This window comes from Arthrobacter sp. AL12 (genome assembly GCF_029960645.1).
In the GTDB taxonomy this organism is placed as follows: domain Bacteria; phylum Actinomycetota; class Actinomycetes; order Actinomycetales; family Micrococcaceae; genus Arthrobacter.
The window spans coordinates 1-23,202 of record NZ_JASBQY010000003.1; the positions used below are offsets into that span (position 1 = coordinate 1).

Below are 23,202 nucleotides of genomic sequence, written 5' to 3' on the forward strand. Positions count from 1 at the left end.
TTCCCGGTCCCGCGGCCGTAAAAACACGGCCTGACACGTTTTCCAGCGGGTCCGGCTTGGTCTGTCAGGAGTACTTCGGGAACACCCCCCGCCCCGGATGGGTCACTCCCCAACCGACACCAACCCGTTACACAACCCACCCAGGGGAACATCCGACGCCCGGGTTCTCCGGCGAGGGCAACGAGCGCGAATCTGGCCACTCAGGAGACAACGCTGCTGACCTGCGCAAACGTTGAAAGGTATGTGGCCAGAGGCCTGCGTCTGAGTGGCCCCTCCGGTGCCGCGGCAGCCCCGCAGAATGCGACCCGATGGTTCGCCTCCGTTGAGGCGGACCATCGGCATGTCTGGGGATGGTGGCGGTGGTGAACAGAGGGTGACCTCGGTGGCAAAGATGGCGCACGGAGATCTTGGCGGCCTGCATGTAGGCAGCCGGTACGGGCCGAAGGCAAGTTCGTCCTGGGAGGCTCCGTTGCTTTTGACGACGGAGGCATTTTCGTCTCCTTGGAACCGCCAGATATCCCCCTTGTGATGGGCCCCTGCACAGCGTGCCGGTCTCGCCGGCTACATCCCTGGGCCGCTCATGGCGGCGGGCGACACGGCTACACCGAGCGCGATGGCAGCCAGCGCGACGGCAACTGAGCGGTTGGCGAGTCGTTGCCACGGGAGCATCTTCTCACCGGCGATGAACGCCCCGACCAGGGCCATCCAGCCGATGCTCATCACACCGATCGCAAACAGCGCCACCATCAGCGCCCGGCTGCACGTGACTTCATCAGGCTGACGTTCTTGGCGGGAGTCAGCTGATAGGCCGCCGCCACCATGATCACCCCGAAGGCCGTCCAGGTGATCAGGTACCCGGCCACGAACACGGCAGTGGACCCCACCGCGGCGAGTACGAGCAGGACCGTGATCAGGCCGGCCTCCCGCGGATCAACCCGGGAGGCAGCTGCAGGTGCAACGGAAGCGGCGGGCGAGTATCCCGGCGCCGCGGCAGCCGAAAACGCGGCGCGCGCAACTGACCGCGAGCCTCCTCTGCTGGTTAACAACTTCCTGTGGAGCATCAGCGGACCGCGGTCAAGCCCGGCCCTTGGGGGCGTTCCCGGCCATCTCGCTTGCGAAGGAGAAATCCGCGCTCTCACCGTAGACGCCGTCGAAATCAAGGCCAAAGAGGTCCGAGTGTCCCGGACCAAGGTATTGCGGTGACGCACGCAACACTGAGGTGCTCATCCAACGCTCCCAGTTGCCGGGGCCCTGGGGCGGCCGCGGAGTCGGAATCCGTTGGCCGATCCGGGCCGGCCCCGCAGCGAAACTGGACGCAGCGACGGCGTCCAAACGACCATGGCCCTGGGCTTTGACAACGCGGGCACTTTACGACGGCGCTGCAGGTGGGTACCTTGAGAATGTTCCTTGCGAAAGGTGTAAAAGTGTCCTCGATCCCCGGCTACACCTTTGGTAGTGAGGCTGTTGCCACGTCTCCGGTGTCCCTCGAAGACCTCGTCCGGCTCGAGGCGACGGTGCTATGGACTGACGAGGACGTAGCCGCATTACGCCGTGCAGGGGAGATTCTTGGCCCTCAAGCCGATCGTATTCTCGAGATCTGGTACGGATTCGTTGGCAGCCACGACTTCCTGATCGCCAGTTTCGCCGGAGCGGATGGAACCGCGAATCCGGATTACTTGGGAGCGGTCCGGGCCAGATTCGCCCAGTGGATCGTGGATGTTTGTTCACGCGACCGCGACCAGCAGTGGCTGGACTACCAACACGAGATCGCGCTCCGCCACACAGCAGCGAAGAAGAATCTCACCGATGGCGTGAGCTCACCTGCCTCCGTGATCAACCTGCGGTACATTATCGCCTTCATCGTTCCCTTGACAGCAACGATTCGGCCGTTCCTCGCGGAACAGGCCTCGGACGCGGATGAGGTGGAGGCAATGTATCAGGCATGGTTTAAGTCGGTCACGATTACGGCCGCTCTTTGGGCTGAGCCGTACTCACAGTCCTGGTGAACCTCCGGTGACAGCTGGTCCAGGACGGTGAACGGGCACGAGGACTGCAGGGGATGAACTGGGGCGTGAGGACCTCGACCTCGAGTGATGCCATTGGGGTACTTCCTCGGGAGGTTCCAGGAGGCTAAGACAAAAGCACCGACATTCCCGGGCCGCTGTGCCTAGCGGACAGTGGCTGGCTGTCGCAATGTCATTTGTGAATAGCAAGTTGATTTGTCCCCAGGTTCGCCGTTTGTTTTGGCCCCGCCCTGCTGGTGTTTCGGTCAGTTTGGCCGGGACGTGATCGAGATCACCGCGCCGACAAACATCGGCAACACAGCCAGCAACGCCAGAAGGAGCATGCCGCGCCCCACCCACAGGGCGGCCCGTGGATGCCGCGACCAGGTCGCAGGGACGATCTTGGCCCACGCCATCACGAGCAGCCCGCCGAGTCCGAGCACGATCCCTGCCGGCGGGAAAAGCACCGCCGCCAGTAGCGGCAAATAGGACTTCCAGGTCGTTTTGCTCAGTGGGAGGAGACGGTCGCTGACCGCCCCGGCAACTGCCGCGACGAGCGCACCGTGGAACACGGCGAGGGCAGCGAAGAGGGCAACCGTCAGCCACCCGGGTTCGATAATATCGAAGTCAATGTTCTCTGGCCGCAGCGGCTCCACGGAAGCTCCGAAGACCAGCAGAAGCACGACGCCCAGCGCCGGACCCGCCCACCTGCCTTCGGGCAGCCACCGGCGGATCAGCATGTAGATGAAAGCTGCTGCGAAGCCCGCCGGAAGTCCTGCGAAGATCAACAAAGCAAGAGTGCCCTCGACCGTGGGGATACCAACGATTGCCTGAGCCTCGGTAAGCCTTCCTTGCGCCGACGCCGGTGATGTGAGGGCCAGGATGCGCATGACAAGCCGTCCGCCGGGCCACGCAACCAGGAAGGCGGACGCGACGGCGGCTACAGTCGCCACGTTCGCTCCCCAAAGGTAGCTGCGGAGCGCCGAAGCCGGAGTATCCGATCCGGGCGCAGACCGGGCAAGGGCTGCCGGCGGTCGCACTGGTCGGTCTCCGAAGGCAATGACCAGACCCGCGCCGCTGACCAGCAGCAGCGAGCAGGTAGCCACAATCATCAGCGTCACGCCACCATCACCACCCACGAACCGGTGCACTCATTGTGGCCTGAAGGCCAGACGTTTGCCAGTGCGCAGGAGGGTATTCCGCCTGCCGCTACAGCCTCGACAAGCGATGTATATACGTGCTGGGCCGACGGCAGCCGGGTGTATGACGAACAGGCGCCTGCGCGTCGAACGCCTCCTGACGAACCTGTAAGCCGGGGCGCCCTGGCGTGAGCTTGCCCGGCAAGCGGAGGCCGGGGGACTCAGACGCCTGCGCCCGGGGGTGCATGTCCGGGCCGGAATCTACACGGCCGCCGCAGCCCGCAGGATCCTCACCGCCCTCGAGTTCGGCGATCCGGCGTCGGGTTCTCCAGGGGAATCGGTGAGCCGGGCGATGATGCCCCGGCTGGGGGTCAAGGCGCCCGTGCTCCAGCACGAGATTCGGGATGCCCGGGGACTCGTCGGCTTCGCGGACTTTGAATGGCCGGAGGATGGCCTGTCCGGCGAATTCGATGGTCTGGCGAAGTACCGGGAAGCGGCCTACCTGAAGGGGCAGACGCCCTCCGACGTCGTGATCGAAGAGAAGAATCGTGAGGACCGGATCCGGTCCACCGGGAGACGGGTCATCCGGTGGACCTGGTCGGAGCTCGCCAGCCCGGAGAGATTCGCGGCCTTCCTCGATGCGAAGGGCGTGCCGCGAATCCTCTACGGAAACGGACAGCCGCCACGTGGATCCACGTAGCGGCTGTCTGAAATTGGTGCGGATTACCGGAACTACAGCACCCGGCTGAGGAACTCCTGGGTGCGGGGATGCTTCGGGTTGGCCAGGATCTCGCGGGGATCACCGGATTCCACCACCACACCGCCGTCCATGAAGGTCAGGCGGTCGCCCACTTCGCGGGCAAAGCCGATCTCGTGGGTCACCACGATCATGGTCATGCCTGACTTGGCGAGGTCCTTCATGACGTTCAGGACATCGCCCACCAGTTCGGGGTCCAGCGCGGACGTGGGTTCGTCGAAGAGCATCAGCTCCGGATCCATGGCGAGGGCGCGGGCGATTGCCACCCGCTGCTGCTGCCCACCGGAAAGCTGCGACGGGTAATGGCCGGCGTGGTCCGACAGCCCCACCCGGTCCAGCAGCTCCATGGCCCTCCTGCGTGCAGCATCCCGGGACTGGCCCTTGACGTGGACCGGTGCCTCCATGATGTTGTAGAGGGCTGTCTTGTGCGGGAACAGGTTGAAGCGCTGGAACACCATGCCGATCTCGCGGCGCTGGGCGGCGATCTCCTTGGTTTTCAGGTCATGAAGCCGGCCCTTGACGTCGCGGTAGCCGATCAGCTTGCCGCCCACGGAGATGCGGCCCGCGCTGATGGTCTCCAGCAGGTTTACGCACCGCAGCATGGTGGACTTGCCGGAACCGGACGGGCCGATGACCACGGACACCTCACCCCGGTTGACGTCCAGGTCGATGCCGCGCAGCACATGGTGCTGGCCGTAGAACTTGTGGAGGCCCTCGATCCGCACCAGCGGATTCTCAGCGGTGATCGTCATTTTGCCTCCTCCTCGGGAAGATCCATCTTCAGCGCCGGCTCCGCGGCAGCGCTCGGCGCCACGGCGGCGGCGGCTTTTGCTGCCGCCGGGTTGATCGTGGCCGGGGCAAGGTTGTCCACGCCCTTGCCGTAGTAGGCCTCGATGAAGTGCTGGCCCACCATCAGCAGGCTGGTGATCACGAGGTACCAGATAGCCGCCACGATCAGCAGGGGTACCGGCAGATAGGTCCGGTTGGCCAGGGTGTTCGTGGCAAACGTCAGGTCCAAGGTGAACGGCACGGCTAACACCAGAGAGGTGGTTTTCAGCATGCCGATGGTTTCGTTGCCGGTCGGCGGCACGATCACCCGCATGGCCTGCGGCAGGACGATCCGCCACATGATCTTGGTCTTGCCCATGCCCAGGGCCTCGGCGGCTTCCGCCTGGCCGCGGTCCACTGACTTGAGGCCGGCCCGGAAGATTTCCGCCAGATACGCGGACTCGTTCAGGCCCAGGCCCAGGATGGCCGCGGCCGTGGCCGTGATGACGGTGTTTGTGTCCACGCTGAACCACTCGGGACCGAACGGGATGCCGCCAGTGATCTTGGGATACAGGACCGAGATGAGGCCCCAGAAGATCAGCTGGGTGTAGATGGGAGTGCCGCGGAAGAACCAAACCCAGGCCCAGCTGGACCAGCGGAATACCGGGTTCTCCGACTGGCGCATGAACGCCAGAAGGATCGCCAGGATAATGGCCAGGACCATGGCGGACACGGTCAGCACCAGCGTCCAGGCGACGCCCTGCACCACCTTGGTGTCAAGGATATAGGTCCCGACGATGTCCCAGCGGAAGTTGGGGTTGGTGAACAGGCTCTGCAAGAACAGGGCGAGCGCGCCGAGGATAATGATGGCGCTGATCCAGCGGCCCGGGTGCCGGACGGGCACCGGATTGTTCAGTACTACCGGTGCCTCGTGCTTTTCCTGATGACTGTCCATCTGCGCACCTGGTGTGTGGCCGGTTGCGGGAAGACTCAAGATCCGACCGCCGGGTTGACCTCGGACTTGGTGATGGCGCCATCGGCGTTACCCCAGCCTTCCAGGATCTTCTTGTACGCGCCGTTCTCGATGAGCTTGCTGACGGTCTTCTGGATGACCTCGGCCAGGGCCGTGTCCGACTTGGCCACGGCGATCCCCTGCGGTGCGGAATCGTAGACGTCGCCGATTTTTTCGATCTGGCCGTTGGTCTGCGTGATGGCGTAGCCAATGATCGGTGAATCGGCTGCCATCGCGTCGACGCTGCCGTTGACCAGGCGTGTGGTGATGTCCGTCTGGGTCTTGAGCGTCACGATGTTGATGGGCTGCTTTCCCTCCGCTACGCACTTCTTGCTCCGGCCGGACAGGTCCGGATCCTCCTGGACGGTACCGGTCTGCACGCCCACGGATTTGCCGCAGAGGTCATCGAGGGAGATTTTCTTCGGGTTGCCCTTCTGCACGGCCCAGGCGGTGCCGGCGTTGAAGTAGCTGACCATGTTGACCGCGCCGAGTCGCTCCGGGTTGATCGTGAAGGAGGAGATGCCGAGATCGTACTTCGGGCCCAGAGCCGGAAGGATGCCGGTGAATTCGGATGTCTGGACCTGGACCTTCAGGCCCAGGGCGGCGCCGATCGCCTTGGCGATGTCGACGTCGTAGCCCACGGGCGTCTGGCCGTCGTTGCCGAGGAATTCCGCGGGGGCGTAGGAGGTATCCGAGCCCACGGTCAGAGTGCCCTTGGACTTGATTGCCTCGGGGACCATAGCCGCCAGGGCGTCGTCCTTCTGGACGGTGCTGGGGTCGAAGCTGGCCGCAGCGCTGCCGGACGGCGTCGCAGCGCCGGGGGTTCCGGATTCGGAGGCGTTTGTGCACGCGGAGAGCGACAGGGCGCCAATGGCAAGCACAGCGGCTGCCTTGAGCGTGGAGGTGCTCAGGAGCGAACGGGAGATCTGCATTTTCTTACCTTTTTGTCGCAGGAGGGATGCGTAACTGAGTCGGTTTAAAGTGTATCGCCGAACAAGAGATGTGCGTCACAGAAAACTAAGTTTCACTATTGGATAACTATTTCGGGGTGAAACGCAAGACTTCCACACGTTGGAGTGTCTGAAATCCCGGATTCGAGGCCCGCGCGTCCGGTCTCGACAACCTGCCGGCCCGGCGGCTCTAGCTGTTGATGCCCAGCGACTCCAGCATCGGCCGGAACTTCGCCCAGGTTTCAGCGAGCTCGGCCTCGGGCACGGAGCCCTCGACGACCCCGCAGCCCGCGTACAGCCGCACGGTCTCCGGGGACTCGATGACGGCGCCCCGCAGCGCGATGCCCCATTCGCCGTTGCCGGCCGCGTCAAGCCAGCCGACCGGTCCGGCGTACGGCCCGCGGTCCAGGTGCTCCAACTTGCGGATCAGCGCGCCCGCCACTGTGGTCGGGGTGCCGCAGACCGCCGCCGTGGGATGCAGCGCGTTGATCAGCGCGAGGCAGGTGGGGACGTGCCCTTCGACCTCGGCGAGCTCCGCCTTCACATCCGAGGCGAGGTGCCACACGTTGGGCAGCTCCAGGATGAAGGGTTCGCTGTGGGCGTTCATCGCCTCCGAGAACGGTGCCAGCTGCGTGGTCAGGGACTGGATGGCGATGTCGTGCTCGTGCCGCTGCTTCTCGGATCCGGCCAGCACCCGCTCGGCGAACTCCAGCGGCGAACCCGCCATGCCGTCGGCGTCGCGGCGGTCCAGTGTGCCGGCCAGGACGCGGGCCTGCGCGGTGCGGCCCTCAACCTGGATCAGCATCTCCGGCGTCGCGCCCACAAGCCCGTCAACGCCGTAGGTCCAGCATTCGCGGTAGCGGACGGCGAGCTGGCGGAGGATCTCGGCGGCATTCACCCCGGCAGGGACGGTGGCCACGATGTCGCGGGCCAGCACCAGTTTCTCCAGCGCGCCGGTCCGGATCTCCGCCACGCCCGCAGCCACGGCGGCCATCCAGTCCTTTTCGCTGAGCGACCCGGTGTGCAGGGTGGCCCCGGCAGCGAGCGGCACAGGACGCACGACGGCGGCACCGGCCCGGGCGGTGGAAGTCCCGGGGGTGCCGTCCCCGGCTGTGCTGATTGCGGCGGTGCCGGCGGCAGCGGAGCCGGCTCCCGGCGTCGGGCTCGCCACCAGGATGGCGTCAACGAGCGTGCCGTCCGCCAGCGTTGAGCCATCAAGCGTGCCGTCCGCAGGGCTGCCATCAACGAGCGCGCCGTCCGCAAGACTGCCTCCGGCGCCGGCGCCGGCGCTCCCGGCGCTCCCGGTGCTCCCGCCGCTGAGCCAGCGGTCCAGGGTGGCGCGGGCGCCCGCTTCGGTGAGGTCGCCGTCGTCGAACGTCAGCTGGGTGAGCCAGGCCTTGCCGTCACGGAGCCCGACGACGATTTCGGGCACGATCAGCCGCGACTCGTGTGCGGAGGCTTTGGAGAAGGCGAAGGAGCCGAACGCGACGGGGCCGGTGCCGGGCCGGCCGACCGGGTCGTTGATGTCGGCCTCCAGGACCAGGTGACGCCACCAGATGTCCGCCTCGAGGAAACGCTCGGGCCCCGTGGCGGTGAACCGGGCCACCTCGCCGAAGCCGACCAGGCCGGCTTCGCGGCGGGTCCAGCAGAGGAGGTCGTCCCGGACCAGAAACGACGGCAGCCCCCCGGGGCATGAATCTGCATCGAGGGGCAGTGTCAGTGTTCTGATAATTCTGGTTCGGAACGCACTCGTCATAGTGAGACAACACTACTCCCGCGGCGCCGGAGGGCCTGCCGCAGGCCCGGCTGCAGGTACAACACAGCCGCCACGGACGCCCGGTTCAGCCCCAGTTCAGGCGTGGTTAGGGTGTGTGCTGATCATTTGAGACAATGTCAGGGTGAACCGAGCATCCTTGGATAAGCGTCCGGACGAAGTAGCCACGATGTTTGACGACGTCGCCCCCAAATACGATGTCGTCAACGACGTCCTGTCAATGGGGCAGACGCGCCGTTGGCGCAAGGTTGTGGTCGAAGCCATGGACGTGAAGCCCGGCCAGCGGGTGCTCGATCTCGCCGCCGGCACGGGCACCTCCAGCGAACCGTATGCCGACGCCGGCATAGATGTGATCGCCTGCGACTTCTCCCTCGGCATGCTCAAGGTCGGCAAGCGCCGCCGCCCCGACATCGACTTCATCGCCGGGGACGCCACGCGCCTGCCCTTCGCGGACAACACCTTTGATGCCAGCACCATCTCCTTCGGGCTGCGCAACGTCAACGAGCCGAAGAAGGCCCTGGCGGAGATGCTCCGGGTCACTAAGCCCGGCGGCAAGCTGGTCATCGCCGAATTCTCCCAGCCCGTGGTGCCGCTGTGGCGGACCATGTACACCGAGTACCTGATGCGCGCTCTGCCCGCGATCGCCGTCAAGGTCTCCTCCAACCCGGATGCCTACGTGTACCTCGCCGAGTCCATCCGCGCCTGGCCGGACCAGGACCACCTCGCGGTCTGGCTGAAGGAAGCCGGCTGGGACAACGTTTCCTACCGCAACCTCAGCGGCGGCATCGTCGCCGTGCACCGCGCCGCCAAGGCCGGCGCCGAAGCCGGCCCCTCCGCGGCCGCCGCGGCGCTGGCCGCCCACACCGGACCGGTGGCGAAGCTGCGCCGCAACATCGCCCGGCCCGCGCGTTAGTCCACCGACGCCGTGAGAGTACTGATCGTCGGAGCAGGTCCGGCCGGATCCACTGCCGCTTACTACCTGGCGCAGGCGGGCATCGATGTCACGGTGCTGGAGAAAACCAGCTTCCCCCGGGAGAAGGTCTGCGGCGACGGGCTCACCCCCCGCGCCGTCCGCGAGATCCAGAAGCTCGGCCTGCCGCACCCCGAAGCCGACGGGTGGCGCCGCAACAAGGGCCTGCGCCTGCTCGCCGGCGGCCGCAGCATCGAACTGCCCTGGCCCGAGGTCTCCGACTTCCCGCAGTACGGCCTGATCCGCACCCGCCTGGGCTTCGATGAGGAACTGGCCCGGCACGCCCAGTCCGCGGGTGCCGTCGTGCTGGAACGGCACAGCGTCACCGAGGCACTGCACGACGACGACGGCCGGGTCACCGGGGTCCGCGCCGCCCTGCTGGATGAGTCCGGCCGCAAGACGGGGGAGACCCGCGACTTTGCCGCCGACGTCGTCCTCGCCGCGGACGGGAACTCCAGCCGCACCGCGGTGTCGCTGGGCATCCGGAAGCGCGACGACCGCCCGCTCGGCGTCGCCGTCCGCACCTACTTCACCTCGCCGCGGCACGACGACGACTGGATGGAAGGCTGGCTGGAGCTCCCCGGCCGCGACGGCAAGCTGCTCCCCGGCTACGGCTGGGTGTTCGGCGTCGGCGACGGCACCTCCAACGTGGGCCTGGGCATCCTGAACTCCTCCAAGGAATTCGGCAAGCTGGACTACAAGCAGGTCCTGCGCGAATGGACCGCCGGCATGCCCGCCGAGTGGGGCTTCACCCCGAAGAATCAGGTCGGCGAGATCCGCGGCGCCGCGCTGCCGATGGGCTTCAACCGCACCCCGCACTACTCGCCGGGGCTGCTGCTGCTCGGCGACGCCGGCGGCATGGTCTCCCCGTTCAACGGCGAGGGCATCTCCTATGCAATGGAGTCCGCCCGGTTCGCGGCCGAGTTCATCATCGACGGCGCCGCCCGCTCGGCCTCCGCCGGCTGGAGCGAGGCCGACGGCGACGCGCACCTTTCGCGGTACGCGGACTACGTGCGGGACCAGTGGGGTTCGCACTTCACTCTGGGCCGGGCCTTCGCGGCCCTGATCGGCAAGCCGGCCGTGATGAAACTGGCCCTCCGGACGGGCATGCCCATCCCTGTGCTGATGCGGTTCGTGGTGCGGCTGCTGGCCAACCTGACCGATCCCGCGGCCAAGGGCTTCGAGGACCGCGTCATCCGGGTGCTGGAATCGCTGGTCCCGGCGACGTCCAACCAGGGCCAGTCCCGGGCGGACGCAGTCACCGCGGGCCCGGCGCAGACCGGCCCTGCCAACACCGACTCGGCCCGCGCCGGCGCCCCCAACACCAACACCCCTGCGCACACCGACGCCAACTCCGCGGTTTCCGCAACAAAAGTTAGGGTTAACCCGTGACCAACTCTGCTGACCAAAGCTGGACGCACGCCGGACACGGCCTGCCGAGCTCCGAGCCCGACCTCAACACCACCGCGATCGCCACCGGATTGCAGCTGCCGGCCGGCTTTGCCGCGATCGCCGAGGACCCCGAACTCGGACCCGCGATCACCACCAACCTGGCCCGGGTGGAGAAGAAGCTGCGCGAAGCCATCGCCAACTCCGATCCGCTGGCTGACGCGACGTCGCGGCACCTCGTGGAAGCCGGCGGCAAGCGCATCCGTCCCCTCTTGACGCTGCTCTGCGCCCACCTGGGTGACGCCTCCCGGCCCGCCGTGGTGCAGGCCGCCGTCGTCGTCGAACTGACCCACCTGGCGACGCTCTATCACGACGACGTGATGGACTCCGCGCCGTTCCGCCGCGGCGCCCCCACGGCGCACGAGGTCTGGGGCAACTCCGTCGCGGTCCTGACCGGCGACCTGATCTTTGCCCGCGCCTCCATTCTGGTCTCCGAACTCGGTTCGCGCGCGCTCGGCATCCAGGCCCGCACCTTTGAGCGGCTCTGCCTGGGCCAGCTGCACGAGACCGTGGGCCCGCGCCCGGACGAGGACCCGGTGGAGCACTACCTCTCGGTCATCGCGGACAAGACCGGCTCGCTCGTGGCGGCCTCCGGGCAGCTCGGCGCGATCTTCTCCGGCGCCGACGAATCCTACGAACCCATGCTGGTCGAGTACGGCGAGAAGGTGGGCGTGGCCTTCCAGCTCGCCGACGACGTCATCGACGTCACCGGGGTCAAGGTCAAGTCCGGCAAGTCCCCGGGCACCGACCTGCGCGAAGGCGTGCCGACGCTGCCCGTGCTGCTGCTGCGCAAGAAGGCCGACGACGGCGACCAGTCCGCCGTCGAACTGCTGAAGCTCATCGACGGCGACCTCAGCTCCGACGAGGCCCTCACCGCCGCCGTCGCCGGCCTGCGGGAGCACCCCGTGACGGCGGAATCCTGGGTGGTGGCCCGGGCCTGGGCCAACGAGGCGATTGCCGCCCTCGCACCGCTGCCCGAGGGTGTCGTGAAAGACTCGCTGACCAACTTCGCGCTGGCCGTGGTGGACCGCGCCAGCTGAGTTTTTTGGTTTCGACTCCAGGGGTTGCCTGTCGGGCGCTGCGCCGGCCGTGGTGGACCGCGCCAGCTGAGTTTTTGGTTTCGGCTGCAGGGGTTGCCTGTCGGGCGCTGCGCCGGCCGGTTTCGCCTTCGGCTGGGCTGCCCGACGACCGGTTCGCCTTGGGAGGCTTCGCCTTCGGAGGGGCTGCCTGTCGGGCGCCGCGCCGGCCGTGGTGGACCGCGCCAGCTGAGTTTTTGGTTTCGGCTCCAGGGATTGCCTGTCGGGCGCTGCGCCGGCAGGTTTCGCCTTCGGCTGGGCTGCCCGACGACCGGTTCGCCTTGGGAGGCTTCGCCTTCGGAGGGGCTGCCTGAAGACTGGTTCGCCGGATGGTTTCGCCATGGTTTCCCCTGTTGGGTGCTCCAGCTTAAACGGAATGGCCCCGGTTCCTGCAACGTTTCGAGTCATCCGTTGCGTCGAACCGGGGCCATTTCTCCGTTCGCATCAGATCCACCGGAGGCATTTGGTGAACCCATGAACGAGCATATGACAGAATTGTCACACTGTCTATGGTGCTTGTAAATTAATTGTCACAAGATTCTCGGCAGGCTCCTGGGCCTCCCCTTGCGGGCCTCCATTGGTCTGCGAGGGACTCCGCAGATGCGGCCAAGCATTGCAGGGGCACTTTCAGCCGCCGCAAGCCCTTCCTCGGCATATTCCTCAGCATCGCGTGTGAAAATGCCCCTCGACCGCGCCTGGTTGTTGCCCGCACGAAGGCCAATCCCCGGCCCATTCGCTCGCCGTCTGCCGGCTCATCCTGCCGGCTCATCCTGCGGCTTCCGGTGTTGAAAGCCTCGTGGCCGTGGGTTCTCTGACCTGGCCCGGGGGTTGTTTAGCCGCAAGGTTATCGAGGTTGCCTCGCAGGGGTCGGGCGTGGAAGCAGCGGCGCGGGGGCACTGTGCGGCGGTTTGGGTAGTTCGCAAGCTGAATTCCCGGCGTATCCGTGTGAAAGTGCCCCACGGCCGCCCGGGGTTGTCTGTCCGGGGTTATCCACATAGCGCTGCCGGGGCGGCTCGAAGTGCCGAATGCAGGGCACATTGGCGGAATGAACCTAACGACGTATCTTGCTTCACGAAGCGGAACGGCCACCGCCGCTGACATTGCCCGGGCCGGATTCAGCCGACACCGGATATCCGCAGCCGTGGCGGACGGCACCATAGTGCGGATCCACCGCGGTCAATACGGACTGCCGCAGGATTCCAGCGCATACCGGGCCGCGCGCGAATTGAAGGGGCGGCTGACGTGCCTGTCGGCCGCTCCGGCTTACGGGTTGTGGACGTTGGTGCCGGCCGGGTCCATGCACTTGATTCTTGGGCATCGGGCAGCGCTGCCCGGGTCCGTGGCGCATGGCCGCTGCCGGCATCCCAAGCATCCGTGGCTACCCGTGGCCGGACTCGCTGATGTCCTGATTCACGCGCTTCACTGTCTGCCGGAATTGGAAGCCCTTGTGATGGTTCAGTGTGCGGTGGGCCGTGGGGACATCAGCCTGGCCTTCCTCCGCGGCAAGTTGAGGGGCAACCGCAACGGCCGCGCCAGATCGGTACTTGACATGGTTATTCCCCGGGCCGATTCGCTGCTGGAAGTTCTGGCCAACACCGCCTTCCATCGGGCCGGTCTGCGTGTTCGACGGCATGTGGAGATCCCCGGGGTGGGCGAGGTGGACTTCCTCCTTGAAGGCATTCTCGTGGTGGAAACGGACGGCGAATCGCATTTGCAGCCACGGCAGGTGAAGAAGGACCGTGTACGGAACAACGCGACCATGGTCGCAGGTTTCCTGTTCCTCAGGTTCGGCTACGACTTCGTGGTGCATCACCCCGAGCGGATGATGGCGCAGGTTCTCGCGGTGCTGGAGCAGTGGCGTCGGGGCGCATTTCGGCCTTGAAGGTGGGTTTCTGGGAGCCGTCCAAGTGCGCGGGGTCTATTTTGGCAGTGAAGCCCCTGATGCGGCCGCCGTCGGGGGCTACTTTGAGGCAGTAAATCGGGATTTCCGGGCCCGCGGCGGCGTATCCGCTGCAAAGTGCCCCCGGACCGCCGATGCCAACAAGAAAGCGGAGCGCGGGGCCAGGAACAGCGCCCCCGGACCGCCGATGCCAACAAGGAAGCGGAGCGCGGGGCCGGGAACAGCGCCCCCGAACCGCCGATGCCAACAAGAAAGCGGAGCGCGGGGCCAGGAACAGCGCCCCCGGACCGCCGATGCCAACAAGGAAGCGGAGCGCGGGGCCGGGAACAGCGCCCCCGAACCGCCGATGCCAACAAGGAAGCGGAGCGCGGGGCCAGGAACAGCGCCCCCGGGCGCGTTTCAGCCCTGAAGGTGGGTTTCTGGGAGCCGTCCAAGTGCTCGGAGTCTATTTTGGCAGTGACGCCCCCGACGCGGCCGCCGTCGGGGGCTACTTTGAGGCAGTAAATGGGGATTTCCGGGCCCGCGGCGGGTGTATCGGTTGCAAAGTGCCCCCGGAGCGCAGATGCCCGAATGTGCCGATGCCTTGGGGTGAAAGCAGGTGGCCAGGGGGCCGCGGCCGGGGGAGGCCGCTGGCCAGGGGTGGGTGACGGTGGCCGGCCCGGAAGCTGGAGGGGTTTAGTCCTCGTCCTCGTCGTTGAAAGCCCACTCGAACATGTCGAAGACGAACTCGGAGAACGTGCCCTCTTCGCTCTTCCACTGGCCGCGGGCGTTGTTGCGGCGGTACACGATCGGGTCCGGGACGCTGAGGTCGCCGACCCGGAAGCCCCAGGTGAACTGTTCTTCCTCGTCCTCGAGGAACATGAGGAAGCCTTCGTCATCCACTTCGAGCTCTTCGGGGTCCCAGAAGTAGTGGTAAGCCTCCATCATGTCCTCGCAGCCGCCGACCGCGAGGTAGAACTCGCGCAACACCAGCGGCACCTGGAACTGATGTTCGTCGAGGGCCGCATCCAGCTCGTCGGCCGGGAGGCCATCCTCTTCCTGCCATTCGTCCTCGAGATACTTCGGAACAAGCGCGCGGAACTTCTCGAGGAACATGTCAGTCATGGTTCTTATCCTAGCTAATCCTTGGGCCCGCCATCCGCCGCATTCAGGCCAAGCCGGTGCCAGCCACGGACCGCCAGCGGAACGTACCACTTCCGCCGCCAGGCCGTGACGCGGAAGGCGAAAACGACGGCGGCCACGGCACCTGCGGTGAACGCGTTGAAGGTGCCGGTGACGGACAGGGCCATGGTCAGGAATGCCCCCGCAAACGCCGGGAGCGCGTAGATATCCTTGGGGTCGAACAGCTGTGGCACCTCATTGGCGGTGATGTCGCGCAGCAGGCCCCCGCCCACCGCCGTCGTGACCCCCAGCAGCACCGCCGCGATCGGGTTCATCCCGGCGTCCATGGCTTTGAGGGTGCCGGTGATGCAGAAGAGCGCCAGCCCGCCGGCGTCGAACAGGATGAGCAGCGAGGTGTAGCGCTGGACGCTGGAGAACAGGAAGTACACCAGCACCGCGGCGAGCAGCGGCGGCGCCAGGTAGGCCGGGTTGGTGAAGGCCGTTGGCGGGCCGGCGTTGATGATGATGTCGCGGATGACGCCGCCGCCCAGGCTCACCACCGAGGCCAGGAGCAGGGAGCCGACGATGTCGAACTGCTTCCGTGCCGCGAGCAGGGACCCGGAGACCGCGAAGAAGAAGACCCCGGCCAGGTCCAGCCAGAGCAGGACAACGCTGAAGGAAAAAGTCATGGAGGGTCCCGGTGGGATAGCGAGGGGGCGGATGGGGCGGGTCCAAGGTTACGCTAACGGCTATGAATAGCCCCATCCTGATCGCCTGCGCCCACGGCACCTCGAGCACCGAGGGTGCCGCCGAAGTCAACGCCCTCCGGGCCGGGATCGCCGCGCTGCGGCCCGGGCTCGACGTCCGCGAGGCCTACGTCGACGTCCAGGACCCCGAGCTGCCGGCCGTCGTGGCGGGCCTGCCGGCGGGGGAGACCGCCGTCGTCGTCCCGCTGCTGCTCAGCGTCGGGTATCACGTCAAGGTCGACATCGCCCGGGCCGTCAAGAGCCGCCCGGACACCCGCGCCGCCGCCCCGCTGGGACCGGACCCGCGGCTCGCGGCGCTGCTGGACGTCCGGCTCCGGGAGGCCGGGGTGACCGACAACGACGCCGTGATCCTCGCCGCTGCAGGGTCCTCCGATCCCACCGCCGCGCAGAATGTCGAGGTCCTCACCGAGCAGCTGCGGGCGCTGCGGTCCAACCGGATCGTGGCCGCGTACGGCGCGTCCGCGAAGCCGTCGGTGCCCGAGGCCGTCGCCATGCTCCGCGAGGAGGCCGCCGGCGGCGCCGGCGCGGGGGAGTCGGCCGGGGCTGTGGACCTGGGCGGCCGGGTGGTCATCGCCGCCTACCTGCTGGCACCTGGCTTCTTCCACGACCAGCTCGGCAAAGCCGGCGCGGACCTCGTCACGGCGGCGCTGCTGCCCTCGCCGGTGCTCGCCGAAATCGCACTGGAACGCTACGACGCCGCCCTCGCCGAGGCCGGCGCCTGACCCGGCGCCTGACCCGGCGCCTGACCCGGCGCCTGACCCGGCGCCTGACCCGCCAGACGACCCGCCGGCGCCCTCGCGGCCGGCGCCCGACCCGCCGGCGCCCTCGAGGCCGGCGCCTGACCCGTCAGGCGACCCGCCGCCGTCGGGCTCCCGCGGCGTCCCGCCCATGCACACCACCCGCGCCACTTCAAGGCCCGCCGACGCTTCGTGACGATTTGTTGCCCTCGGTGACCCCGCGTTGCCGGACCTTTGTGACGGCATTACGGCCCGCCCTACAGTCGATCCATGACTGATACAGCTCTAGCCGGAGCGTCCCCGGACCAGGCTGCCCCAGGCCGCAAACGCCCCACCTCCCGCCCCGCTGCAAAGCCGCACGGGCAGTGGAAAGTGGACGGCACCGCGCCGCTGAACGCCAACGAAACCTGGAAGCAGGAAGACAACGGCCTCAACGTCCGCGAACGTATCGAGTCCGTCTACTCCAAGCACGGCTTCGATTCGATCGAGGGCACGGACCTGCACGGGCGCTTCCGCTGGTGGGGCCTCTACACCCAGCGCAAGCCCGGGATCGACGGCGGCAAGACCGCCACGCTGGAGCCGCATGAGCTCGAGGACAAGTACTTCATGCTGCGGGTCAGGATCGACGGCGGCGCCCTCACCACCGAGCAGCTGCGCGTCATCGGCCAGATCTCCGTCGACTTCGCCCGCGACTCGGCCGACCTCACCGACCGGCAGAACATCCAGCTGCACTGGATCCGGGTCGAGGACGTCCCGGAAATCTGGCGCCGGCTCGAATCCGTCGGCCTGTCCACCACGGAAGCCTGCGGCGATGTGCCCCGCGTCATCCTCGGCTCCCCGGTCGCCGGCATCGCCAAGGACGAGATCATCGACCCGACGCCGCTGATCCGCGAGCTCGCCGAACGCTTCATCGGCGACCCGGAACTGGCCAACCTGCCGCGCAAGTTCAAAACCGCCATCACCGGCCACCCCAGCCAGGATGTGGTGCACGAGATCAACGACGTCGCCCTGGTGGGCCTGGTCCACCCGGAACTGGGCATCGGATACGACCTCTGGGTCGGCGGCGCGCTCTCCACCAACCCGATGCTGGGCAAGCGGCTCGGCGCGTTCGTCCGGCCGGACCAGGCCGCCGACGTCTGGCTCGGCGTCACCAGCATCTTCCGCGACTACGGCTACCGGCGCATGCGCACCAAGGCCCGGCTGAAGTTCCTGCTGGCCGACTGGGGTCCGGTGAAATTCCGCCAGGTCCTCGAGGACGAATACCTCGGCTACAAGCTCGACGACGGCCCGGCCGCGCCCAAGCCCTCCACCCCGGGCGACCACATCGGCGTGCACGAGCAGAAGGACGGCAAGTTCTTCATCGGCGCCACCCCGCTCGCCGGCCGCCTCTCCGGCGGCCAGCTGGTGAAGCTCGCCGACACCCTGGAAGCCCGCGGCTCACAGCGGCTGCGCACCACCCCGCACCAGAAGCTCGTCGTCCTCGACGTGCCCAAGGACCAGGTGGAGCCGCTCGTGGCCGAACTCGACGCCCTGGGCCTCTCCGCCCGGCCGTCCGTGTTCCGCCGCGGCACCATCGCCTGCACCGGCATCGAATACTGCAAGCTCGCCATCGTCGAAACCAAGCACACGGCCGCCACCGCCGTCGCCGAGCTGGAACGCCGCCTCGCCGACCTCGTCGAAACGCGGCAGCTCCCGCAGGCCCTGTCGCTGCACATCAACGGCTGCCCCAACTCCTGCGCCCGGATCCAGACCGCGGACATCGGCCTCAAGGGCATGATGCTTCCCACGCCCGACGGCGACCCCACCCCGGGTTTCCAGGTCCACCTCGGCGGCGGGCTGGCTTCCGACAGCCGCGAGGAGGCGGGCCTCGGACGCACCGTCCGCGGCCTCAAGGTCACCGCCGAGGACCTCCCCGACTACGTCGAACGCGTGGTCCGGAAGTTCGTGGCCGACCACACCGAGGGCCAGACCTTCGCCGAGTGGGCCTTCGCGGCCGATGAGGGTGATCTGCAGTGAGCCGGACCAAGCCACTGCGCACCCACGACGAGCTCAAGGCCGTTGCCGAGTCCGGCGCCGCCGGGCTCGGCTGGGACGCCCCGGCCCGCGAGGTGATCGCCTGGGTGGCGCGCAACTTCGAGCTGCCCGCCGTCGCCGTCGCCTGCTCCATGGCCGACGCGGTCCTCCCGGCGCTCGTCGCGGACCAGCTGCCCGGCGTCGACGTGCTCTTCCTGGAGACCGGCTACCACTTCCCGGAAACCTACGCGACGCGCAACGAGGTCGCGGCGAGCCTGCGCGTGAACGTTGTCGACGTGCTGCCGGAGAACACCGTGGAGCAGCAGGACCGGCTCCTGGGCAAGGACCTCTTCGCCCGCGACGCGGCCCAGTGCTGCGCGCTGCGCAAGGTCGCCCCGCTGCGCCGCACCCTGGCCGGCTACGAACTCTGGTTCACCGGCGTCCGCCGCGACGAGGCCCCCACCCGTACCAACACCCCGCTGGTGACCTGGGACGACGTCAACGGCCTGGTCAAGGTCAACCCGGTCGCGGCCTGGAGCTTTGACCAGCTGGTCCGGTACTCCGACGACAATCTCCTCCCCGTCAACCCGCTGCTTTCACAGGGCTACCCGTCCATCGGCTGCCAGCCCTGCACCCGCAAGGTGGCGCCGGGCGACGACCCCCGCGCCGGCCGCTGGGCAGGAACCGACAAGACAGAATGCGGGCTACACGTATGAGCATCTTTCCAACTTCCGTGGCCGTCGACCCCGATGCCGCCCCCGCCCCTTCGCGGGACGGCGATGCTGCAAGCAGCATCGCGTCCCGCTCCGACAGGCCCGATGCCACTCCCTGGGCGGCATCGGGGTCGACGGCGGACGCTCGCCTGAGTTCCCCGGCCCGCCTCTCGTCCCTGGACACCCTTGAGTCCGAGGCCATCCACATCATCCGCGAGGTTGTTGCCGAGTTTGAGAAGCCGGCGCTGCTGTTCTCCGGCGGGAAGGATTCCGTGGTGATGCTGCACCTGGCCACGAAGGCGTTCTGGCCTGGCAAGGTGCCGTTCCCCGTTCTGCACGTGGACACCGGGCACAACTTCCCCGAGGTCATCGAGTTCCGCGACCGGACCGTGGAGCGGCTGGGGCTCAAGCTCGTCGTCGGCTCCGTCCAGGAGTTCATCGACTCCGGCGAACTGGCCGAGCGTGCCGACGGCACCCGCAACCCGCTGCAGACCGTGCCGCTGCTGGACGCGATCCAGCGCAACAAGTTCGACGCCGTCTTCGGCGGCGGCCGCCGGGATGAGGACAAGGCCCGCGCCAAGGAGCGCATCCTGAGCCTGCGCGACGAGTTCGGCCAGTGGGACCCGCGCAACCAGCGGCCCGAGCTGTGGAACCTCTACAACGGCCGGCACACCGTGGGCCAGCACGTCCGCGCGTTCCCGATCAGCAACTGGACCGAACTCGACGTCTGGCGCTACATCGAACGCGAGAACATCGACCTGCCCGGCCTCTACTACGCCCACGACCGCGGTGTCTTCGCCCGCGACGGCATGTGGCGCGCGGTCGGCGAGGTCTCCCAGCCCCGCGACACCGAGCAGGTCATCACCAAGACCGTCCGCTACCGGACCGTCGGGGACATGTCCTGCACCGGCGCGGTGGAATCGGCCGCCGCCACCGTGCGCGACGTCGTGATCGAAGTTGCCGCCTCCACCATCACCGAACGTGGCGCCACCCGGGCGGATGACCGCATCTCCGAGGCCGCCATGGAAGACCGCAAGAAGGATGGCTATTTCTAATGAGCACCGACATCGACACCGCCCGCGCGGCCGACCTTCTTGACGAGGCCCCGCTCGCGCACCGCTCTCTGTCTACGACGCTATTCCGTTTCGCGACCGCCGGATCGGTCGACGACGGCAAGTCCACCCTCGTGGGCCGGCTGCTGCACGACTCCAAGGCGATCCTCGCCGACCAGCTCGACGCCGTCGCCCGCACCTCCGCGGACCGCGGCTTCGGCGGCGGCGCGGCCGGAGCCCCCGACGGGAAACAGCGGATTGACCTCGCACTGCTCACCGACGGACTGCGCGCCGAGCGGGAACAGGGCATCACTATCGACGTCGCCTACCGCTACTTCGCCACCGACCGCCGCAGCTTCATCCTCGCGGACTGCCCCGGGCACGTGCAGTACACCAAGAACACGGTGACCGGCGCGTCCACCGCGGATGCCGTCGTCGTGCTCATCGATGCCCGCAAGGGTGTCCTGGAGCAGACCCGCCGGCACCTGTCCGTGCTGCAGCTGCTGCGCGTGGCGCACGTGATTGTCGCCGTGAACAAGATCGACCTGGTGGACTTCAGCGAGGCCGTGTTCCGCGAGATCGAGGCCGACGTGCAGAAGGTGGGCCGCGAGCTCGGCCTGGGTCGTGACGAATTAAATACGGGCGGGATCACGGATCTTTTCGTCATTCCGGTGTCCGCGCTCGACGGCGACAACGTCGTGGACCGCTCGGACCGCACGCCCTGGTACGACGGCCCGGCCCTGCTCGAGGTCCTGGAGACGCTGCCGGCCGCGGACGAACTCGAAAGCCACCTGGAAAGCTTCCGCTTCCCGGTGCAGCTCGTCGTCCGGCCGCAGGGCGCGCTGGCTCCCGACGCCGTTGCCGCCGGGCTCGACGTCGAAGGCTACCGCGACTACCGCGCCTACGCCGGCCAGATCACCGAGGGCTCCGTGAAACTCGGGGACCAGGTCAGCGTCCTCACCCCGGGCCAGGCGCCCCGCACCACCACCGTGACCGGCATCGACTTCGCCGGACGCCGGCTCACCGAGGCCGTGGCCCCGCAGTCCGTGGCCCTGCGCCTGGCGGACGAGTTCGACGTCGCCCGCGGGGACACGATTGCCGCGGCCGGGCCCGCCGGTGGCAAAATACCGCAAGCCTCGGCCGACCTGTACGCCGCGCTGTGCTGGCTCTCGCCGAAACCGCTCCGCGAGGGCTCCAAGGTGCTGGTCAAACACGGCACCCGCACGGTCCAGGCCCTGGTACGGAACGTGACCGGAAAACTGGACCTCGCCAATTTCCAGCTCGAGCCCACCTCAACGCTGGAGCTCAACGACATTGGACATGCCCAATTGCGGCTCGCCGCGCCGCTGCCGCTGGAGAACTACCTGCACCACCGCCGCACCGGGGCGTTCCTGGTGATCGACCCGCAGGACGGCAATACCCTCGCCGCCGGCCTCGTCAAGGACCACCCCGGCGACCACGAGGACGAACGCTATTCGATCTGAGTGGTTGGTCTGATCTCCGTCTCACCATATGTAATATCTAAGCTGCACCCGGCAAAAATGGAAAGCATGCGGGCCGACTACTAAGTTTCTCCCTGACAGCCGCGAAACGCCAGAAGGTGTGCGGCACCGGGGGGCAGGTACCCAGTAGCCGCCATCTGCACCACCGGCGTCGGACAGGCCCGGGTAGGGCCGTCTGGAAACCGAGTGGCGGCCTTTCGAGACGCGTAAATCAGTTCCGGATAAACAGGTAGCGGGTGGGGTTCCCGGCCCATAACACGTCGCGTAGCGTGCACGTCATGAGCAGAGACCGAAGCATTTGGGTCAAACCGTTGGACCCGGCGCGAGTGGCAGCGGCAAAGGCCGCCTTCACGACCCGCCGTGCAACTCCGGACGCGATGCGCTCGCTGGTTTCCGGAGCAGTCCGTCCAGGGTCCGGTGATTTGGTGCTGGCCCGAATCGTCCAGTTGGGGCATCACCGTCACATCGAGCAACCGAACGGGCGGCGTGCGGTCCTTCACGACGACGATGAAATCATCGTCACGTACGGGGACAGATATGCGACCGACCAATTTGAATCGCACGTGCCGGCCACCCTTGGAGTGGCGCAGCTCGTCGCCTCTGGGGGGATCGCCTCCGAGGTCCTCAGCCGCAGCTTGGCAGTCCGCAAAGCGACAGAAATCGAACCCATCGGCCTCGTGGGGGACGCAAAGGGCCGCCCGCTCAACATACGGGACTTTGCACTAACGCCGACCGGGCCGCAGACCCACCGCCCCCGGACCGTTGCCGTCATTGGTACTGCGATGAATTCGGGCAAAACGACCACCGTCCATTGCCTCGTCCACGGACTGAGCAAGGCCGGTATCCGAGTGGGCGCTACCAAAGTAACCGGGACGGGATCCGGCAACGACTACTGGTGCATGCTCGACGCCGGTGCCCACCGGATGCTGGACTTCACGGATGTGGGATTGGCCTCAACCTACCGCCAGCCGATGGACGTGGTGGAGGCCAAGTTTGCCGAACTGATCGACCATCTCACGGCCTCCGGGACGGCTCTTAACCTCGTTGAAGTCGCCGACGGCATCTTCCAGGGCGAAACCTCCCGCCTGCTGGAGTCAGCTGTCTTCAAATCGATGATTGACGCGGTCGTCTTCGCGTCGCCGGACTCGATGGGCGCCCTGGCCGGCGTCACTCACCTGCAAAAATTGGGACATGAGGTCCTGGCTGTAACTGGGTTGCTGACCCGCTCACCCCTGGCGATCCGGGAAACCGCGGCCGTCACCGGACTGCCAGTGCTGACCCGTGAAGAGCTCTCCGATCCCGACCTGGCAGCTTCGCTGCTAGGTATTCTCGAACTCCTTGAGGCGAACGCCGTGCACCGTGCTGTATCCACGAGTGAGGTGGAAACCGTCCCCGAGACCAGCGAGGTTCTGATCGGGCCGTTCACCGCATCGGACGAGCGCCCCCGGGCGCGGCCGGGGCTCTTTGGGTTCCCCAGACCGGCCACTCCCGCCGGCAGCCCGGACGGCTGGTAAACGCC

22 protein-coding genes are annotated in these 23,202 nt (G+C 67.3%); 12 read left to right on the top strand and 10 right to left on the bottom strand.

Annotated elements, in window-relative coordinates; genetic code table 11:
* Positions 1 to 561: 561 nt before the first annotated feature.
* The 3 genes from QK291_RS04365 to QK291_RS04375 are packed head-to-tail and all read right to left on the bottom strand — an operon-like array spanning position 562 to position 1,227.
* Positions 562 to 747, bottom strand: coding sequence for a DUF2182 domain-containing protein (locus tag QK291_RS04365; RefSeq protein ID WP_282379502.1), 186 nt, complete (start codon positions 745 to 747; stop codon positions 562 to 564).
* Positions 747 to 1,046 carry a hypothetical protein gene (locus tag QK291_RS04370; RefSeq protein ID WP_282379504.1) on the bottom strand — a complete coding sequence of 100 codons (300 nt, stop codon included), beginning with the start codon at positions 1,044 to 1,046 and terminating at the stop codon, positions 747 to 749. The genes QK291_RS04365 and QK291_RS04370 overlap by 1 nt, the downstream gene beginning before the upstream one ends.
* 28 nt (positions 1,047 to 1,074) lie before the next feature.
* A complete protein-coding gene (locus QK291_RS04375) occupies positions 1,075 to 1,227 on the bottom strand; it encodes a hypothetical protein (protein ID WP_282379506.1) in 153 nt (50 codons plus the stop codon).
* Between the two features lie 197 nt (positions 1,228 to 1,424).
* On the opposite strand from QK291_RS04375, the gene QK291_RS04380 reads away from it, so the two are divergent.
* Positions 1,425 to 2,006, top strand: coding sequence for a protoglobin domain-containing protein (locus tag QK291_RS04380; protein WP_282379508.1), 582 nt, complete (start codon positions 1,425 to 1,427; stop codon positions 2,004 to 2,006).
* A gap of 263 nt (positions 2,007 to 2,269) precedes the next feature.
* Here the strand turns inward: QK291_RS04380 and QK291_RS04385 are convergent, their stop codons facing one another.
* Complete coding sequence (locus QK291_RS04385; protein ID WP_282379510.1) at positions 2,270 to 2,956, bottom strand: hypothetical protein; 687 nt, start codon at positions 2,954 to 2,956, stop codon at positions 2,270 to 2,272.
* A gap of 427 nt (positions 2,957 to 3,383) precedes the next feature.
* Between QK291_RS04385 and QK291_RS04390 the strand changes: the two genes are divergently transcribed.
* Positions 3,384 to 3,842, top strand: coding sequence for a hypothetical protein (locus QK291_RS04390; protein WP_282379512.1), 459 nt, complete (start codon positions 3,384 to 3,386; stop codon positions 3,840 to 3,842).
* Positions 3,843 to 3,874: 32 nt separating this feature from the next.
* Here QK291_RS04390 and QK291_RS04395 read toward each other — a convergent pair whose 3' ends face one another.
* The 4 genes from QK291_RS04395 to QK291_RS04410 form a co-directional block, all read right to left on the bottom strand.
* Complete coding sequence (locus QK291_RS04395) at positions 3,875 to 4,651, bottom strand: amino acid ABC transporter ATP-binding protein (protein WP_282379513.1); 777 nt, start codon at positions 4,649 to 4,651, stop codon at positions 3,875 to 3,877.
* The gene (locus tag QK291_RS04400) at positions 4,648 to 5,622 is read right to left on the bottom strand and encodes an amino acid ABC transporter permease (protein WP_282379515.1); all 975 of its coding nucleotides are present in this window, start codon (positions 5,620 to 5,622) and stop codon (positions 4,648 to 4,650) included. The genes QK291_RS04395 and QK291_RS04400 overlap by 4 nt, the downstream gene beginning before the upstream one ends.
* A gap of 35 nt (positions 5,623 to 5,657) precedes the next feature.
* Entirely contained in the window at positions 5,658 to 6,611 is a 954-nt protein-coding gene (locus tag QK291_RS04405; RefSeq protein WP_282379516.1) for an ABC transporter substrate-binding protein, read from the bottom strand.
* A 208-nt stretch (positions 6,612 to 6,819) separates the two neighbouring features.
* Positions 6,820 to 8,385 (bottom strand): isochorismate synthase, encoded by a 1,566-nt coding sequence (locus tag QK291_RS04410; protein WP_282379518.1) that lies wholly within the window; start codon positions 8,383 to 8,385, stop codon positions 6,820 to 6,822.
* A 142-nt stretch (positions 8,386 to 8,527) separates the two neighbouring features.
* Between QK291_RS04410 and QK291_RS04415 the strand changes: the two genes are divergently transcribed.
* The 4 genes from QK291_RS04415 (at position 8,528) to QK291_RS04430 (ending at position 13,780) form a co-directional block, all read left to right on the top strand.
* Positions 8,528 to 9,316 carry a demethylmenaquinone methyltransferase gene (locus QK291_RS04415; protein ID WP_282379520.1) on the top strand — a complete coding sequence of 263 codons (789 nt, stop codon included), beginning with the start codon at positions 8,528 to 8,530 and terminating at the stop codon, positions 9,314 to 9,316.
* 12 nt (positions 9,317 to 9,328) lie between these two features.
* Positions 9,329 to 10,765 (top strand): geranylgeranyl reductase family protein, encoded by a 1,437-nt coding sequence (locus QK291_RS04420; protein WP_282379522.1) that lies wholly within the window; start codon positions 9,329 to 9,331, stop codon positions 10,763 to 10,765.
* On the top strand, positions 10,762 to 11,862 hold the full coding sequence (locus QK291_RS04425) for a polyprenyl synthetase family protein (RefSeq protein ID WP_282379524.1): 1,101 nt from the start codon (positions 10,762 to 10,764) through the stop codon (positions 11,860 to 11,862). The genes QK291_RS04420 and QK291_RS04425 overlap by 4 nt, the downstream gene beginning before the upstream one ends.
* Positions 11,863 to 12,943: 1,081 nt before the next feature.
* Complete coding sequence (locus QK291_RS04430) at positions 12,944 to 13,780, top strand: type IV toxin-antitoxin system AbiEi family antitoxin domain-containing protein (protein WP_282379526.1); 837 nt, start codon at positions 12,944 to 12,946, stop codon at positions 13,778 to 13,780.
* A gap of 693 nt (positions 13,781 to 14,473) precedes the next feature.
* On the opposite strand, the gene QK291_RS04435 is transcribed toward QK291_RS04430, so the two are convergent.
* Together QK291_RS04435 and QK291_RS04440 are read right to left on the bottom strand one after the other, a co-directional pair.
* Positions 14,474 to 14,902: a hypothetical protein gene (locus QK291_RS04435; RefSeq protein WP_282379528.1), complete on the bottom strand. Its 429-nt coding sequence runs from the start codon at positions 14,900 to 14,902 to the stop codon at positions 14,474 to 14,476.
* 14 nt (positions 14,903 to 14,916) lie between these two features.
* Complete coding sequence (locus QK291_RS04440) at positions 14,917 to 15,588, bottom strand: trimeric intracellular cation channel family protein (RefSeq protein WP_282379530.1); 672 nt, start codon at positions 15,586 to 15,588, stop codon at positions 14,917 to 14,919.
* Between the two features lie 62 nt (positions 15,589 to 15,650).
* Here QK291_RS04440 and QK291_RS04445 point away from each other — a divergent pair, with 62 nt between their 5' ends.
* The 6 genes from QK291_RS04445 to QK291_RS04470 all read left to right on the top strand — a co-directional run bounded on the left by QK291_RS04445 (position 15,651) and on the right by QK291_RS04470 (position 23,197).
* Positions 15,651 to 16,388, top strand: coding sequence for a CbiX/SirB N-terminal domain-containing protein (locus tag QK291_RS04445; RefSeq protein ID WP_282379532.1), 738 nt, complete (start codon positions 15,651 to 15,653; stop codon positions 16,386 to 16,388).
* Positions 16,389 to 16,673: 285 nt separating this feature from the next.
* The gene (locus QK291_RS04450) at positions 16,674 to 18,419 is read left to right on the top strand and encodes a nitrite/sulfite reductase (RefSeq protein WP_282379534.1); all 1,746 of its coding nucleotides are present in this window, start codon (positions 16,674 to 16,676) and stop codon (positions 18,417 to 18,419) included.
* A complete protein-coding gene (locus QK291_RS04455) occupies positions 18,416 to 19,132 on the top strand; it encodes a phosphoadenylyl-sulfate reductase (protein ID WP_282379537.1) in 717 nt (238 codons plus the stop codon). The genes QK291_RS04450 and QK291_RS04455 overlap by 4 nt, the downstream gene beginning before the upstream one ends.
* Positions 19,129 to 20,184: a sulfate adenylyltransferase subunit CysD gene (gene cysD, locus QK291_RS04460; RefSeq protein ID WP_282379539.1), complete on the top strand. Its 1,056-nt coding sequence runs from the start codon at positions 19,129 to 19,131 to the stop codon at positions 20,182 to 20,184. Before QK291_RS04455 ends, cysD begins: the two co-directional genes overlap by 4 nt.
* Positions 20,184 to 21,665: a GTP-binding protein gene (locus tag QK291_RS04465; protein WP_282379541.1), complete on the top strand. Its 1,482-nt coding sequence runs from the start codon at positions 20,184 to 20,186 to the stop codon at positions 21,663 to 21,665. Before cysD ends, QK291_RS04465 begins: the two co-directional genes overlap by 1 nt.
* Positions 21,666 to 21,961: 296 nt before the next feature.
* On the top strand, positions 21,962 to 23,197 hold the full coding sequence (locus QK291_RS04470; protein ID WP_282379543.1) for a DUF1611 domain-containing protein: 1,236 nt from the start codon (positions 21,962 to 21,964) through the stop codon (positions 23,195 to 23,197).
* Positions 23,198 to 23,202 lie beyond the last annotated feature (5 nt).

Excerpts from the sequence above, each read along its gene's own strand:
- QK291_RS04405 (WP_282379516.1), bottom strand. The coding sequence starts at position 6,611 with ATGCAGATCTCCCGTTCGCTCCTGAGCACCTCCACGCTCAAGGCAGCC.
- QK291_RS04365 (WP_282379502.1), bottom strand. The coding sequence starts at position 747 with ATGGTGGCGCTGTTTGCGATCGGTGTGATGAGCATCGGCTGGATGGCC.
- QK291_RS04410 (WP_282379518.1), bottom strand. The coding sequence starts at position 8,385 with ATGACGAGTGCGTTCCGAACCAGAATTATCAGAACACTGACACTGCCC.
- QK291_RS04435 (WP_282379528.1), bottom strand. The coding sequence starts at position 14,902 with ATGACTGACATGTTCCTCGAGAAGTTCCGCGCGCTTGTTCCGAAGTAT.
- QK291_RS04430 (WP_282379526.1), top strand. The coding sequence starts at position 12,944 with ATGAACCTAACGACGTATCTTGCTTCACGAAGCGGAACGGCCACCGCC.
- QK291_RS04375 (WP_282379506.1), bottom strand. The coding sequence starts at position 1,227 with ATGAGCACCTCAGTGTTGCGTGCGTCACCGCAATACCTTGGTCCGGGA.
- QK291_RS04465 (WP_282379541.1), top strand. The coding sequence starts at position 20,184 with ATGAGCACCGACATCGACACCGCCCGCGCGGCCGACCTTCTTGACGAG.
- QK291_RS04450 (WP_282379534.1), top strand. The coding sequence starts at position 16,674 with ATGACTGATACAGCTCTAGCCGGAGCGTCCCCGGACCAGGCTGCCCCA.
- QK291_RS04445 (WP_282379532.1), top strand. The coding sequence starts at position 15,651 with ATGAATAGCCCCATCCTGATCGCCTGCGCCCACGGCACCTCGAGCACC.
- cysD (WP_282379539.1), top strand. The coding sequence starts at position 19,129 with ATGAGCATCTTTCCAACTTCCGTGGCCGTCGACCCCGATGCCGCCCCC.
- QK291_RS04470 (WP_282379543.1), top strand. The coding sequence starts at position 21,962 with ATGAGCAGAGACCGAAGCATTTGGGTCAAACCGTTGGACCCGGCGCGA.
- QK291_RS04395 (WP_282379513.1), bottom strand. The coding sequence starts at position 4,651 with ATGACGATCACCGCTGAGAATCCGCTGGTGCGGATCGAGGGCCTCCAC.
- QK291_RS04400 (WP_282379515.1), bottom strand. The coding sequence starts at position 5,622 with ATGGACAGTCATCAGGAAAAGCACGAGGCACCGGTAGTACTGAACAAT.
- QK291_RS04440 (WP_282379530.1), bottom strand. The coding sequence starts at position 15,588 with ATGACTTTTTCCTTCAGCGTTGTCCTGCTCTGGCTGGACCTGGCCGGG.